Source organism: Spirillospora sp. NPDC048911, from assembly GCF_043198015.1.
Taxonomy (GTDB): domain Bacteria; phylum Actinomycetota; class Actinomycetes; order Streptosporangiales; family Streptosporangiaceae; genus Spirillospora.
Genome location: NZ_JBICUD010000003.1, coordinates 72782 through 87523 on the forward strand (window position 1 = coordinate 72782; position 14742 = coordinate 87523).

Below are 14742 nucleotides of genomic sequence, written 5' to 3' on the forward strand. Positions count from 1 at the left end.
CCCTCCAGGATCCGCTCGCCCTTTTGAAACTTCCCTAACAATCCCGCACGCACCGCAGTCGCCCAACCACGCATCCCTGCAAGCTCACAGATCGTCCGGAGCCGGACAACGGAACGTGCTCGTCACGACACGGTCAGGCGTTGCAGGTGACTTCGGAGGATGTCGCGGCTGTCATCGGGCGGGAGGGCCGACTTGTCCTCGATCAGGGTCCACAGGTCACTCAGGTCGACTGTCGCCAGTTCCATGCCGAGAACATGATGAACAAGGCTGATCCGGTCGCTGATGCCAGGAAACTCCAGGACGTCGAAGTTGCTGGCACGGTCCTCGAACAGCGGGGCGCTCGAGGGGACGATCCGCACCTTGGCCTCGTCGGGCCGTTCGCTCAGGTCCAGCAGGTACTGGACCTGAGGGATCATGACCGCGGGCTCCGGTATCCGGGTCAGCGTGGACTCGTCGATGATCAGATCGAGAAAGCGCGGCCGTCCACCGGCGCGGAACGCCTGGCGCATGCGCATGGTCTCCCACTCGGCCTCCGGGTTGCGGGGCGGGAGCGCGTGATTGTTGAGCAGGCGGACGTACGGTTCTGCCTGGGCCAGATGCGGCACCTGAAGCATTCCGTAGGAACGGACGACACAGGCCTCGGCCTCGGGGATGAGGGCGTCCCGCTTGAGATCGTTGATCTCTGGGAGCAGCGGCGCGAGCCAGTCGGGGCCGTTGAGCCGGGTCGCCAGGTCGACCATCAGATCGGCCACTTTGGCGGCGCGAACTTCATAGCGTTCCAGCAGCCGCTCGACCTCGACGGGTGTGGGCTGGGCGAAGCCGGTCTCCACCCGGGCCAGCCAGTCGGCCTCGCAGCCGGTACGCGCGGCGGCCTCCTCGTAGGACAGTTCAACGATCTCCCGGGTCCGACGTAGGTAGAGCCCCAGCCGTCGGATGTTGATGTTCGGTGTGCCCTGCGATCGACTGGTCAACTGGAAACCTCCCCGGCCAATCGTGCCGGACGCGGACACCACCAGGGGCGGTGATCCGTGACTTCCGCAACGTCCCAGCACCTGCGAGGTCGCGTCGATCAGCACGACCAGGTCGGGGACCTCGCCCAGGATCTCGGTGATGAGATCGCCGCTGGTGACGCGCCGCACCCACAACTCGGGCCGCAGGCTGATGCGGTGCGCGAGGCGGGCAGGGCGACGTCCTCGGGGATCACGTAGTCACGTCCGGCGAACATCGCGCGGGCGAGCTGGACGACCGCCAGTCCTCCATGAACCCCAGCATCAGGGCGCGAGCGGCAGCGACTCGCCACCGCCGCCGAGTACCAGAGCGTCGGCCGTCCGCTAGCCGGGTGTCTTGTCGCGCTCGCTTTTTTGGGCGAGGCGCTGGGCTTGCCCGGTGTGCACATCGTTTACCCATTCCCAGCCGGGTTTGGCCGCTGGGCCGATCCGCGGGTCACTGGGAACGTGGCCCTCACGCAAGGCGAGCAGGTACGCCCGATCCTGCTCGACCCGTGCGTGTACCTGGTCGGCTCCGCCGACCGAACCGTGGCCGGGGACGACGACATCGACGTCGCCCGCCACACCTTCCAGCAGCCGCAACGCCGCGAGGTAGTCCTCGATCGGATCAGCGGGGTCCAGGTCGAGCATCGGAACCAGGACATCAGAGAGCGTGTCGCCGGCGACGAGAACCCCGCGTTCCTCGATGAACAGCGCCGCATGGCCCGGAGCATGCGCTTGGTGCTCGATGATCCGGACCTGCGGGCCGTGCCACGGAATCCGCGCCGTCTCAGCGGGCAGGGCGGTGACGAGGCCGTACAGGTCCAGCGGGACCTGCCCGCCGATTTCCGTCTCGAGCAGGTGGTCGGCGACGCGGGCCTTCGCGCCCGGCTCCGACAGCTGATCCCGGACGGCGGCCGCGCAGCGGGCCGTGGCGTAACGAGGAGCCGCGCCGAGCCGGGCGTGCCAGAGCAGATGATCCCAATGCGGATGCGTCGAGAAGCCCGCCACAACGGTCTGGTCCGAACCGGCCAGATCGTTCGCGAGGCAGGCCATTTCGTCGCCTGTGATCCCGGGGTCGATGAGCAACACGCCGGCTCGGCCGTGCACGACGACGGTGTTGCTCTGGACGAACTCGCTCTGGTGGACCAGCACACCCTCCGCGACCTGCGTCAGCACGGTGACTCCTTCGTAGAGTCCATCTCGCGGTTCGTCTCTGCCACGAAGCCGTCCAGTGACATTGTGAGGTGCCAGAGCACCTTTCCATCCGCGGTCTGTGGATTGGTGTCGTTCATTCGTTGCCTCCTGCCTTGAGTCTGTCTGTCAGGGTCATTCTGTTTGCTGGCGCGGCCTGCCCTGCCAGGACGACGTACGCGAGAGCCGGGAGGAGGCCGAGGTCCATGCCGTCGAGCCTGGGGCTGATGCGGTCCAGTCTGAAGGTCCACTCGGGGAGCCGCTGAGTGGACCACCTGGTGTACTGGTGGCATGACGGTGGAATGGGCCCGCGGCGGGCCCGACCTTCTGGTGGCGCTGGACCGCGACGCCGGCCCGCTCGGGATTCAGATCCAGGACCAGTTGCGGGCGGCGATCCGCGATCGACGGCTCGGCGCCCGAGAACGCCTGCCGTCGACTCGACGTCTGGCCGAACTGCTCGGCGTCTCACGCGGCACGGTCGTCGATGTCTACCAGCAGTTGCTGGCCGAGGGGTACATCGAGGCAGCGGCCGGCTCCGGGACGCGGGTGGCCGCGATGCCGTCCGGCGGGCCGGTCCGCCAAGCGCCCGGCGATCTGGCGGCCTTGTCCTCGCCGTCCCGAGCGGCCGTGGTCGACTTCGAGTACGGCATCCCCGATCTCGGCTCGGTGCCGTTGACAGACTGGACTTGGGCGGTGTCGGAGGCGACGCGGTCCCTGACGACCGCCGAGTTGGGTGACGAGGACCCGGCCGGTTCCAGACACCTGAGAGAGGTCGTCACCGCCTACCACCGTCGCGTCCGGTCGGGCTGCGCGGCCGCCCAGGACACCGTCGTCGTCTCCGGTTTCCGGCAGGGGCTGGCTTTCGCCCTGGCGACGCTGGCGCAGCACGGCATCCAGCGCATCGCGCTGGAGGATCCCGGCCCCCGCGAGCACGACGTCATCGCCCGCCGCGCGGGCCTGGACGCCGTGCCGGTCCCCGTCGACGACCACGGCCTCGACGTGGGCCGCCTGCGCGAGACCGGAGCACGGGCGGTGTTGCTGACGCCGGCCCACCAATGCCCCACCGGTGTCGCGCTCGGCCCCTCGCGGCGACGCGACCTGGTCGCCTGGGCGGACGAGGTCGACGGGGTGATCATCGAGGACGACTACGACGCCGAATTCCGGTACGACCGTCAGCCGGTCGGCTCACTGCAGGGCCTCAACCCTGCCCGCGTGATCGCCCTGGGATCGGTCAGCAAGACGCTCGCACCCGCCATCCGACTGGGCTGGGTGCTCGCGCCACCGCGGTTCGTGCCGGGGATCGTCGAAGAGAAACGGCTCAGCTGCCGCGGGGCTCCCGGGCTGGACCAGGAGGCGCTGGCGCTGCTCATGGAGTCGGGCCGCTTCGACCGCCACCTGCGACGCGTCCGCGAGATCTACCGCGCACGCCGGGACGTGCTGGCAGCCGAGGCCGAGGCCGCCTTCGGACCGGGCCGGCTGCACGGCCTGGCGGCCGGCTGCCACGCTCTGCTGCGCCTGCCCGACGGGACATCCGAGCGCGCCGTCGTGGCGACCGCGGCCACCATGGGCGTCCGGGGCAACGGACTCGACCACTACCGGTTCGCGGCCGCGGCGGAAGCTGAACCGGCCCCACGCCCGCCCGCCCTCGTGCTCGGCTTCGGCAACGTCAGCGAGCACCAGATCAGCCGGGGCATCCGCGCACTCGCCGCAGCTGTCCGACGCCAGACTCACGCGCCCGCCGGTCCAACCCAGCGCGCTGAGGCACAGGCCGCCCTGAAACGCCGCACCACGACCCCCGCCTGATCAAGCAGGGATCCGGCTCGGCCGCCGCTCTGCCCGACACGACGGCACTGCCGCCGAGTGACGATCCGGACTGCACGGACTGATGAGCCGGACAGGCCCGGCGATCGAGTACCACCGCGCGGATCCCGCGATGACCTGGGATCTCGGGTGTGCGACGTGGTCGATGCCGAGGAGAGCTCAGAGCTTGAAGAGCCTGGCGTAGGGCTCGGTGATCCGCATCTTCTGGGGCCCGAAGTCGATGACGACCGCCTGGTGCTCGACCTTCAGGACGCGTCCGAGACCGTACTTGTCATGGGTCACCAGCTCATCCGGAGCGAACTCGTCAAAGACCGGGACGGGCGGGCGCTTGAAGGGACTCGTGGGCAGATGCCGCCGCGTGGCGGACCGGGAAGTTTTCATTGCCCCCAGTATGCGTGCGATGGCGGCCGCAACGAAACACTCTCCGACTTTCGCGAAATCACACCGCTCGCACAGGGCGATTACCGTCCGTTCACTCACGTGCGTGCTATGGTAGGGATCAGTTGCGGTTCCCATAGACATTTTGTGCGCGCCTGACGGTCCTACCTCAGGCGCCTTTTTTGTTGCTCTGGATCTTCCGGATGGGCCCATCGCGGCACCCGGCCCTGCACGGTGCACGGCCGGGATCGACCAGAAGGAGATCATCATGGCCACCGGCACCGTCAAGTGGTTCAACGGCGAAAAGGGCTTCGGCTTCATCGAGCAGGACGGCGGCGGCGCCGACGTCTTCGCCCACTACTCCAACATCGCCGCCTCGGGCTTCCGCGAGCTCCAAGAGGGCCAGAAGGTGACGTTCGACATCACCCAGGGCCAGAAGGGCCTCCAGGCGGAGAACATCGTTCCCGCCTGAGCTTCGAACTGACGGCGTCGCGGCGGGTCCGGCCTGAGCCGGCCCGCCGCGCACGTCGCCTGATCCAGCGGCACCGTCACCACGATCGCTGCCGTATTCACCAAGACCGGGCCGCATACCTGTCGCCCGCCGTCTTCCGGTTCGTTCTTGTGAAATCCTCCGCTCGCCCTCGCGGCCCTGGAGCACTCCTCGAAACGCGCCGATTCGAGGAAGGTTCCACTGCCATGTCCCGCAGCACCCAACGGCCCGTACGCGGTCGTTCATCCCGAAATACCGATCACCGCACGCCGCCGACGCGAACGAGCGGCGAGTTCGCGCTTCCGAAGACGTCCACACCGCCTCTTCCGCCGGTTTCGGCGTTTTCCGACCTGGAAATGCCGTCGCCCCTGCTGACGACGCTGGCCCGTCATGGGATGACCACCCCGTTCCCGATCCAGGCCGCGACCCTGCCGAACACCCTGAACGGCCGGGACGTCCTGGGCCGCGGCCGCACCGGCTCGGGCAAGACCCTCGCGTTCGGCCTCCCGCTGCTCGCCCGCACCGCGGGCAGCCGCGCTGAACCGCGACACCCTCTCGCCTTGGTCCTCGTCCCGACCCGCGAACTCGCCCAGCAGGTCACCGACGCCCTCACCCCGTACGCCGACGCCGTCCGGCTGCGGCTGACCACCGTGGTCGGGGGCATGTCACTGCCCCGCCAGGCGAACGCGCTCAAACGCGGCACCGAGATCCTGATCGCCACCCCCGGCCGCCTGGTGGACCTGATCGACCGCGGCCACTGCCGGCTCGACAAAGTGGCGATCACCGTGCTGGACGAAGCCGACCAGATGGCCGACATGGGCTTCCTCCCCCAGGTCACCGGTCTCCTCGAGCAGGTCGCGCCCGGCGGTCAGAAGATGATGTTCTCCGCGACGCTCGACCGCAACATCGATCGGCTGGTACGCCGGTTCCTCAGCGATCCGGTGACCCACTCGGTCGACCCTTCGGCTGGAGCGGTCACCACCATGGAGCACCACCTGCTCCACGTCGCCGACGCCGACAAGCACGACACCACCGCGCACATCGCCGCCCGTGACGGCAGGGTCATCATGTTCGTCGCCATGAAGCACGGCGCCGACCGGCTCGTCCGCAAGCTGGCATCCCAGGGGCTCCGCGCCGGCGCGCTGCACGGCGGCAAGTCCCAGTCCCAGCGCAACCGCGTCCTGAACGGCTTCCGTACTGGAGAGGTCGACGTCCTGGTCGCCACCGACGTCGCGGCCCGCGGCATCCACATCGACGACCTGGACCTCGTCGTCAACGTCGACCCGCCCGCCGACCACAAGGACTACCTGCACCGCGGCGGCCGCACCGCCCGAGCCGGACGGCCCGGCACCGTGGTCACCCTCGTCCTCCCCTCCCAGCGCCGCGACATGAACCGGTTGATGACCACGGCGGGCATCGTTCCGCACACCACCAGCGTGCGCCCGGGCGACACCGAACTGGCCCGCATCACCGGCGCCCGTACCCCGTCCCACACCGCCGCCGGAACCTCCCCCGCGACGACGGACCGCACGCGCGCACACCGCAGCGCCCCCGCGATGCCCGCCACACGCAGCAGGAACGTCGAACGGCACCGTCCCACCTCCCCGGGGCGCCCGGCCCGGCGCAAGACCTCCTCACGAAACACCTGACAGAAGCCCGTTCGCTCTTGCCGCAGCCCATCTCTCGTCAGCTGTTCTTCGTCGGCATGCAGATCAACATCGTCGGCACGATCTTCGATCAATCCGGTCAAGAGCACGCCGTCACCTTGACCACGGCCCGGTGAACGCCACATGACGCCGAATCCGCTGGGATGTCGAGCCCGGGTCTCACAGAGTCAGCCCGAGCCGTCTTGGGCCAGGTGATCGCGCAGCCATTCCTCGGTGGTGGTGATGTGGATGAGTGCCGCGGCCTTGGCGAGCGGCGCGTTGGCGGCGGCGAGCGCGGCATAGATGGCCTCGTGTTCGGCGAGGGTCCGGCCCGCGGCGTTCTCGTCCACCAGGCCGCGCCAGACCCGGGCCCGGAGCGTACGTCCGGATATACCCTCCAGCAGGCTCGCGAGGGTGGCGTTGCCGGTGGCCGCGATGACGGCACGGTGGAAGGCGGCGTCATGTTCGTTGAGCGCCTCGATGTCGTCGCGGGCCTCCCGCATCGCCTCCAGGTGCAGCGCCACCTCGGCGAGCTCGGCGGGCGAGATCCGGGTGGCCGCCAGCCCGGTGGCGACCGGCTCGAACAGCCTGCGCACCTCGGTCAGCTCCAGCAACGTGTGCCCGTGCAGCAGTTCGACCGCTGACGCGAGGCCCTCCAGCAGCAGCCCCGGCTCCAGGCTCGTGACATAGGTGCCGTCACCCCGGCGGATCTCCAGGACCCGGGCGACGACCAGCACCCGGACCGCCTCGCGCATGAGATTGCGCGACAGCCCCAGCTCCATGGCCAGTTGCTGCTCGGGCGGAAGCTTCGACCCGGGCATCAGCTCGCCGGTGGCGATCATCTCTCGGATGCGGGCGATCGCCTTGTCCGTCAGCGACATCATTCCCCCTTCCGGCCTGGAAGCCTAGCAAGCATCCCATGTCCAGAAAGGGAATCCCACCAAAAGGACCGGGGATCATCCAACGGGACTCCCGTTACCTGCGGCTTTATGATTTCTCTTCGCCACCCTCTGGACAGGAGGGTAAACGAATCGCAAAATCAATCCCATGTCGCTGTGACGTACACCACGGGAGCGATGGCATGGTTGAACTCATCAGCGCGGTGGAGGCGACCGATGTCCGGTTCCCGACCTCGCGCGAGCTCGACGGCTCGGACGCGATGAACCCCGAGCCCGACTACTCGGCGGCGTACGTGACGATCCGGACCAGCGCCGAGGAGACCGGCCATGGGCTGGCGTTCACCGTCGGCCGGGGCAACGACGTCGAGGTGGCCGCCGTACGCGCCATCGCCCCGCTCGTCGTGGGGCTGCCCGTCGAGAAGGTGCTGGCCGATCCAGGCGGCTTCTCCAGGCGGCTGACCGGGGACAGCCAGCTGCGCTGGCTCGGGCCGGACAAGGGCGCCATCCACATGGCCGCCGCAGCCATCATCAACGCCGCCTGGGACCTCCACGGCCGCCGCACCGGCAAACCGGTGTGGCGACTGCTCGCTGAGCTCTCTCCCGACGACCTCGCCGACCTCGTCGACTTCCGCTACCTCCAGGACGTCCTGACCCGCGACGAGGCAGTGGACATTCTGCGTTCCGCCCAGCCGGGCCGGGCCGAACGCACCGCGCACCTGCTCGAGCACGGCTACCCGGCGTACACCAGCACTCCGGGCTGGCTGGGCTACTCCGACGACAAGCTCGTACGGCTCGCCCAGCGCGCGGTGGCCGACGGATTCACCCAGATCAAACTCAAGGTCGGTGCCGATCGGTCCGCCGACGTCCACCGGATGAGGCTGGCCCGCGAGGCGGTCGGCCCGGACATCCGCATCGCGGCCGACGCCAATCAGGCCTGGGGCGTGCCGCAGGCGATCGAGTGGATGGAACGGCTCGCGCCGTACGACCCGTACTGGATCGAGGAACCGACCTCACCCGACGACATCCTCGGCCATGCCGCGATCCGGCGGGCGGTGGCCCCGATCAAGGTGGCCACCGGTGAGCACGCCAGCAACCAGGTGATGTTCAAGCAGTTCCTGCAGGCCGGCGCCATCGACATCCTGCAACTCGACGCCACCCGGACGGCCGGGGTCACCGAGAACGTCGCGATCCTCCTGCTCGCCGCCAAGTTCGGCGTCCCGGTCTGCCCGCACGCGGGCGGTGTGGGGCTCTGCGAGATGGTCCAGCACCTGGCCCTGTTCGACTATGTCGCGGTCAGCGGTTCGCAGGAGAACCGGGCGATCGAGTACATCGACCATCTGCACGAGGAGTTCACCGCCCCCGTGCTGATCCGCGACGGCCGCTACCGCGCACCGGCCGCTCCCGGTATCGGCGCGGAACTCCGCCCGGAGTCCGTCCTCGAGCATCGCTTCCCGGACGGCTCGGCCTGGCAGGCGGCGATCGCATGACGCCCACCCCGCGGCGCCGGCCGATGACGGCCGGACATGAGCAAGGAGCGAAGCCGATGACGCCGATCGACAAGACGCTGAGACGGGCGCTCCAGGCAAGGCCGCTCGGGCGCTTCGACGGGCCCCAGCTGGCCCTGACCGCCATCCGGGTCGGCCCTGGCCTCATGCTCCTGGCCGTGGTGATCGTGGCCGCCTCGTTGTCCCCGGTCTTCCTGACCCCTCGCAACATCGGCAACGTACTGAGCCAGTCGGCCGTGATCGCCGTGTTGGCGCTGGCGCAGCTCCTCGTCATCATCACCCGCGGCATCGACCTCTCGGTCGGCTCGACGCTCGCGCTGTCGGCCGTCGTGGGCGCCCTGGTCTTCTCATCGACCGGCTCGGGACCGCTGGTGGTGGCGGTCATGCTGGCGACCGGCGCGCTCGTCGGCGCCGTCAACGGGACGGTCTACGTCTGGGGCAGACTGCCGCACCCGTTCATCGTCACACTGGCGATGCTGAGCGTCGCGCGCGGCCTGGCTCTCTGGCTCTCCGGTGGCCAGCCGCTCCAGGGAATGCCCGGCGTCGTGCAGAAGGTCGGCGGCGGCTCCATCGGCTGGTTCCCCTACTCCGGGTTCCTCGTGGCAGGGCTGGCCTTGCTGGTGCTGCTGCTCACGACCCGCCTGGTCTGGGGTCGCTGGATCTACGCGGTCGGCGGCGATCCGGAGGGCGCACGCCGCGCGGCCGTCCCGGTCAAGGGCGTGCTGATCTCGGTCTACGTCTTCAGTGGGCTGGCCGCCGGGATCGGCGCGGTGATCACCTCGGGACGCCTCAACGGAGGCTCGCCCACGTTCGGCGAACTGGCCGAACTCGACACGATCGCCGCCGTGGTCATCGGAGGCGCCAGTTTCCTCGGCGGGCGGGGCGGCGTCGCCAACGCCCTCGTCGGAGCGCTGATGATCGGCGTGATCAGGAACGGCATGAACCTGCTGAACGTGGACGCCTTCCTGCAGCCCATCGTCATCGGCGTGGTCATCGTGCTCGCGGTCGAGCTGGACGTCGTACGCGGCCGGTTCGAGCAGCGGCTGCGAGTGATGAAGGCGGCACAGGCATGACGGCCACCCCGGCCCTCGCCGTCACCGGGGCCACCAAGCGCTTCGGAGCCGTACTCGCCCTCGACGACGTCGATCTGGCCGTCCACCGCGGCGAGGTGCTCGCGCTCCTCGGCGACAACGGCGCAGGCAAGTCGACGCTCATCTCCTGCCTGAGCGGCGCCCATCGCCTCGACGCCGGCACCATCCGGATGGACGGCGAGCGAGTCGAGATCGGCTCGCCGGCCACGGCCCGCGCCCACGGCATCGAGACCGTTTACCAGGACCTGGCCCTCTTCGACAATCTCGACCCGGTCGCCAATTTCTACGCCGGCCGCGAGATCGCCGGCCCACGGTGGCTGCCCCGCGGGCTGCGGTTCATGCGACGCGGCGCGATGGCCGGTGTGACCGACGACCTGCTGAGCCGGCTCCAGGTCGGCATCCCCGACGCCCGGGCGTCCGTCGGGCTGATGTCCGGTGGTCAGCGCCAGGCGATCGCCGTCGCCCGGGCCGCGGCGTTCGCCTCCCGCGTGGTCATCCTCGACGAGCCCACCGCGGCGCTCGGCGTGCGCGAGTCCCGCAGTGTGCTCGATCTCATCAAGCGGCTCCGCGACGAGGGCCGCGCCATCATCGTCATCTCCCACGCGATGGATCACGTCATCGAGATCGCCGATCGCGCCGCCGTGATGCGCCGGGGCCGCAAGGTCGGCGAGGTGGTGCCGCACGCGGACAGCCGCCAGCGGATCGTCTCGCTCATCGTCGGAGGTGATGCCTGAGATTTCCGGCCACCCGTCCCACCATGATCAAAGGACCACCAGCCATGCGACGTCCCTCAAAACTAGCGATTCCGGCGCTGGCCCTTGCGCTGGCGTCCTCTCTCACCGCGTGCTCCGACGACTCCGGGTCCGGTGGCGGCGGCTCCGTGCTCAAGGTCGGCCTGATCACCAAGTTCCCGGTGGACTTCTACGACACCATGGTCGACGCCGTGAAGAAGTACGACGCCGCCCACTCCGACGTCGAGGTCGTGTACGGCCAGGGCAAGAACGGCACCGACGACGAGGGCGAGATCGCCCTCATCGAGAACATGATCACCCAGGGTGTGAAGGCCATCGCCATCACGCCGACCAGTCCCAACGTCAAGAACGCGCTGGACAAGGCCGTGGCGGCCGGCATCAAGGTCGTGCTGGTCGACAACGACATTCCCGGCTGGAACGGCAAGTCCTCGCTCGTCGCCACCGACAACCTGGCGGGCGGCAAGCTCGCGGGCACCTGGCTCGCGGGCAGGCTCCCGGCCGGCTCGAAGATCGGCATCCTCCAGGGCCGTCTCGGGAACCCCTCGCTCGACGACCGGGTCAAGGGCCTCAAGGAGACGCTCGGATCCAAGGCCACCGTGGTCGCGGAGCCGGCCACCGACTGCGACCAGACCAAGGGGCTCAACGCCGCCCAGGACATCCTCGCCGCGCACCCCGACGTGGCGGCGATCTACGGCGCCTGCGGGCCGCCGATCATCGGCGCGCTGCAGGCCGTCAAGGCGGCCGGCAAGAGGCCGGGCCAGATCGTCGTGGTCGGGTTCGACGCCGCACCCGACGAACTCACCGCCATCAAGGCAGGCGACGAGGCCGGCTCGGTGGCCCAGTTCCCCGCCAAGATGGGCTCGCTCGGTATCGAGACGGCCGTCGCCGCCGCCCGCGGGCAGACCGTCAAACCCAGCGTGGACACCGGCACCACCATGGTCACCAAGAGCAACGCCGCCCAGTTCTCCTGACCACGCTCGTCCCGGGCACGCGTGCCGCGTGCCCGGGAAGTCACGTCGAGTCCGGCGCCACCAGGCACGCGTCAGTTGCGGCTTTCCATGATGGGCGGCACGATGCCGTTGGCCTGCGGCAGCAGACGGTGCCCCGCGCGTTCGGGCCGGACGTTGGGCCCGTGGAACACGCGCGTCTGCGGCCGGCGCGCGCCCGCGCCCGCCCCCGCGATCGCGTCCTCGTCGATCTGGATGCCCAGACCCGGCGAGTCGCCGAGTACGAAGGCGCCGTCCTCGACGTGCTGGTCGACGGTCATGCCGACCGGGGGGTGCAGGTCCTGCAGCTCACTGGCGATGTGGTTCGGCACTGACGTCGCGGCGTGCAGCAGCGGGACGGGAACGTTGCCGACAGGGCTCACGGGCAGCTCATGGGCGTGGGCCAGCGCGGCGACCCGCAGAAAGTGGGTCACGCCCCAGACCGCCGCCGTCTGGACGATGTCCAGGGCGCCGGCGGCCAGCAGCGGGCGGTACTGCTCCAGCCCCGTGAGGTTCTCGCCGCTGGCGATCGAGGCCTTGATCCCCCGTCCGACGATGGCCAGCCCCTCGGCGTCCCAGCGCCGCACCGGCTCCTCGATCCACGTGAGATCGATGGCGCGCTCCAGCTCGCGCACGTGCCGGACGGCCTGTTTCCGGGTCCAGGACTCGTTGGCGTCGAGCATCAGCGCCGGGCGCGCCCCCTTGCCGGCCCGGGTCAGCACGTCGCGGACCAGCGTCAACCGGCGCAAGTCCCGTTCCACGTCCAGGCCGCCCTTGAGCTTGGCCGCGCGCAGGCCGTGGTCGGCATAGCCCTGGTAGACCGCGACCAGCTCCTCGTCGGCCAGATCGATGTCGAGTCCCGACGCGTACGCGGGTACCCTCCGGTCGCCTCCGCCGAGGAGCCGCCAGAGGGGCTCCCCCGCCGCCTTCGCCTTGATGTCCCAGAGGGCGGTGTCGAGCGCGCCGATCGTCCCGAAGACGATGCCCGCGTGCCCGGCCTTGAAGGTCTGCCGCAACATGCGGTCGTAGAGGGCCGTCACGCAGCGGGGGTCCTCGCCGGCGATCGCGGCGAAGATGGACTCCAGCTCGACGTGCGGGCCCAGCCCGACTCCCGTGATCCCCTCGTCGGTGTCCACCAGGACGATCGGCACCGCGGTGACCCCGTCGGCGAAGACACCGTTGGCGTCGCCGACCGACCGGGACCATTCCTGGACGGTCGCCAGCGTACGAAATCCGGTGATCCGCATGGTCAGCCTTTCGTGGAACCGGCGGTGATCGCGTCGGCGATCTGGCGTTGGAAGATGAGGTAGATCGCCAGCACGGGCACCGCGGCGATCAGCACCCCGGCGGAGAAGATCGGGATGTCGCTGGAGTACTGCCCGCGCAGCGCGGTGACGCCGACCATGAGGGTGCGGTGCTCCGGGGACGGCATCACCAGCAGGGCGATGAGCACGTCGTTCCAGCAGAAGAGGGCGTCCAGGATGCCGACGGACAGCAGGGCCGGCCGGCCCAGCGGCAGCATGATCCGGCGGTAGACGCCGTAGAAGGTGGTGCCGTCGATCCGCGCGGCGTCCACGATCTCGCGGGGGATGCCGGTGTAGAAGCTCGCCATCAGGTAGATCGTGAAGGGCAGGAACTGCGCGACGTAGGCGAGGATCAGCCCGGGATAGGTGTCGATCAGTCCGGTGTCCGCCAGGACGCGGGCCATCGGCACCATGATCACCTGGAACGGTATGAACAGCGCCGCGAGGCAGCCCAGGAACATCGCCCGCGAGCCGCGGAACCGCAGATGGCTCAGCGCGAAACCGGCCATCGAGCCGACCAGCAGGAGCAGCGCCACGGTGGTCCCCACGATGACGAGCGAGTTGACGAAGTAGCGCGCCATGCCCGCGCTCTCCCACGCGCCGGCCACGTTGTCCCAGCGCAGGGAGGTGGCCAGGGAGAACCGGTCGAGGATGTAGTCGCGCCGGGTCTTCATGGCGACGTTGGCGGTGAACACCAGCGGATAGATCGTCGCCACCGCGAGGACCGCCATCGGCGCGGCGATCAGCCACCGCGTCGCCCGGATCCGGCGTGTCATGTCCGCCTGCCCAGCCTGCGCAGCAGCCCGATCTGCGCCAGGCCCATGACCATCATGATCATGAAGAGCACCGTCGAGGCGGCCGCGGCCAGCGCGGGCCGGCTCATCTGCCCCTGCTGGATCCAGATGTAGTACTCCGGCAGGTAGGTCGACGCGCCCGGGCCGCCGTTGGTCATGACGTAGAGCAGGCCGAACATCGAGGTCAGCATTCCGATCATGGTGGTGACGAACACGAACTGGATGGTCCGGGTCAGGCTGGGAATGATCACATGCCAGATCACCTGCACCAGGGAGGCTCCGTCCACCTTGGCCGCGTCCAGAAGCTCGGAGTCCAGGGTCGCGAACCCGGCCAGGAAGACCACCAGCGCCATCCCGAACGTCGCCCAGACATGGATTCCGACGACGGTGAACATGGCGACCTTCGGATCACCGAGCCAGTCCACCGGGCCGAGCCCGAACCGGCCGAGGAGGCCGTTGAACGGTCCGTCGGAGGCCAGCACCAGATTGAAGATCGAACCCACGATCACCGGGGAGAGCACCGCGGGAAAGAAGTACACGCTCCGGTAGAAGCGATGGCCGGGCACCCGCAGGAAGATGAACATCGCCAGCAGACCGGGAATCGCCACCGCGATCGGAAGCGACAGTGCCAGCAGCCCGACGTTGCGCAGAGCTTTCTGGAAGACGGGGTCGTCCAGCAGGGTGGTGTAGTTGTCCAAGCCGACCGGGGTGCCGTCGCGGTCCCCGTCGCCCGTCAGCGAGAAGTTGACGCCGAGCAGCAACGGCCACAGCCGGAAGACCAGGAGGATCAGAACGGCCGGAAGCACCAGCAGATACGGGGCGAGCCGCTCCCCCCGCAGCCCGCCCCGCACCCGGCGGATCCGAGTCGCCCGGGAGGGGCCGGCCCGCCCGGCCTG

14 protein-coding genes are annotated in these 14742 nt (G+C 69.4%); 7 read left to right on the forward strand and 7 right to left on the reverse strand.

What is annotated here, in order from left to right; translation table 11 throughout:
- Positions 1-122: 122 nt before the first annotated feature.
- The gene (locus tag ACGFNU_RS14535; protein ID WP_392594901.1) at positions 123-1139 is read right to left on the reverse strand and encodes a Scr1 family TA system antitoxin-like transcriptional regulator; all 1017 of its coding nucleotides are present in this window, start codon (positions 1137-1139) and stop codon (positions 123-125) included.
- Positions 1140-1331: 192 nt separating this feature from the next.
- Positions 1332-2165 carry an MBL fold metallo-hydrolase gene (locus tag ACGFNU_RS14540; RefSeq protein ID WP_392593654.1) on the reverse strand — a complete coding sequence of 278 codons (834 nt, stop codon included), beginning with the start codon at positions 2163-2165 and terminating at the stop codon, positions 1332-1334.
- A gap of 306 nt (positions 2166-2471) precedes the next feature.
- On the opposite strand from ACGFNU_RS14540, the gene ACGFNU_RS14545 reads away from it, so the two are divergent.
- Positions 2472-3983 (forward strand): PLP-dependent aminotransferase family protein, encoded by a 1512-nt coding sequence (locus ACGFNU_RS14545; RefSeq protein ID WP_392593656.1) that lies wholly within the window; start codon positions 2472-2474, stop codon positions 3981-3983.
- 177 nt (positions 3984-4160) lie between these two features.
- On the opposite strand, the gene ACGFNU_RS14550 is transcribed toward ACGFNU_RS14545, so the two are convergent.
- A complete protein-coding gene (locus tag ACGFNU_RS14550) occupies positions 4161-4382 on the reverse strand; it encodes a hypothetical protein (RefSeq protein ID WP_392593657.1) in 222 nt (73 codons plus the stop codon).
- Between the two features lie 265 nt (positions 4383-4647).
- Here ACGFNU_RS14550 and ACGFNU_RS14555 point away from each other — a divergent pair, with 265 nt between their 5' ends.
- Positions 4648-4851, forward strand: coding sequence for a cold-shock protein (locus ACGFNU_RS14555; RefSeq protein ID WP_151560497.1), 204 nt, complete (start codon positions 4648-4650; stop codon positions 4849-4851).
- A 224-nt stretch (positions 4852-5075) separates the two neighbouring features.
- Positions 5076-6518 (forward strand): DEAD/DEAH box helicase, encoded by a 1443-nt coding sequence (locus ACGFNU_RS14560; protein ID WP_392593660.1) that lies wholly within the window; start codon positions 5076-5078, stop codon positions 6516-6518.
- Positions 6519-6703: 185 nt separating this feature from the next.
- Here ACGFNU_RS14560 and ACGFNU_RS14565 read toward each other — a convergent pair whose 3' ends face one another.
- Positions 6704-7396 (reverse strand): FadR/GntR family transcriptional regulator, encoded by a 693-nt coding sequence (locus tag ACGFNU_RS14565; protein WP_392593662.1) that lies wholly within the window; start codon positions 7394-7396, stop codon positions 6704-6706.
- A 200-nt stretch (positions 7397-7596) separates the two neighbouring features.
- On the opposite strand from ACGFNU_RS14565, the gene ACGFNU_RS14570 reads away from it, so the two are divergent.
- Genes ACGFNU_RS14570 through ACGFNU_RS14585 form a run of 4 tightly spaced genes read left to right on the forward strand, consistent with a single transcriptional unit; the run spans position 7597 to position 11733 of the window.
- Positions 7597-8901, forward strand: a complete 1305-nt coding sequence (locus tag ACGFNU_RS14570; RefSeq protein WP_392593664.1) for an enolase C-terminal domain-like protein — start codon at positions 7597-7599, stop codon at positions 8899-8901.
- Between the two features lie 56 nt (positions 8902-8957).
- Positions 8958-9992, forward strand: coding sequence for an ABC transporter permease (locus ACGFNU_RS14575; RefSeq protein ID WP_392593666.1), 1035 nt, complete (start codon positions 8958-8960; stop codon positions 9990-9992).
- On the forward strand, positions 9989-10744 hold the full coding sequence (locus tag ACGFNU_RS14580) for an ATP-binding cassette domain-containing protein (RefSeq protein ID WP_392593668.1): 756 nt from the start codon (positions 9989-9991) through the stop codon (positions 10742-10744). Before ACGFNU_RS14575 ends, ACGFNU_RS14580 begins: the two co-directional genes overlap by 4 nt.
- Before the next feature lie 44 nt (positions 10745-10788).
- Positions 10789-11733 (forward strand): sugar ABC transporter substrate-binding protein, encoded by a 945-nt coding sequence (locus ACGFNU_RS14585; RefSeq protein WP_392593670.1) that lies wholly within the window; start codon positions 10789-10791, stop codon positions 11731-11733.
- A gap of 71 nt (positions 11734-11804) precedes the next feature.
- On the opposite strand, the gene ACGFNU_RS14590 is transcribed toward ACGFNU_RS14585, so the two are convergent.
- From ACGFNU_RS14590 to ACGFNU_RS14600, 3 genes are read right to left on the reverse strand one after another with little or no spacing between them, the layout of a single operon-like run.
- Entirely contained in the window at positions 11805-12995 is a 1191-nt protein-coding gene (locus tag ACGFNU_RS14590) for a mandelate racemase/muconate lactonizing enzyme family protein (protein WP_392593672.1), read from the reverse strand.
- Positions 12996-12997: 2 nt separating this feature from the next.
- The gene (locus ACGFNU_RS14595) at positions 12998-13828 is read right to left on the reverse strand and encodes a carbohydrate ABC transporter permease (RefSeq protein WP_392593674.1); all 831 of its coding nucleotides are present in this window, start codon (positions 13826-13828) and stop codon (positions 12998-13000) included.
- Entirely contained in the window at positions 13825-14697 is an 873-nt protein-coding gene (locus ACGFNU_RS14600) for a carbohydrate ABC transporter permease (protein WP_392593676.1), read from the reverse strand. The genes ACGFNU_RS14595 and ACGFNU_RS14600 overlap by 4 nt, the downstream gene beginning before the upstream one ends.
- Between the last annotated feature and the right edge of the window lie 45 nt (positions 14698-14742).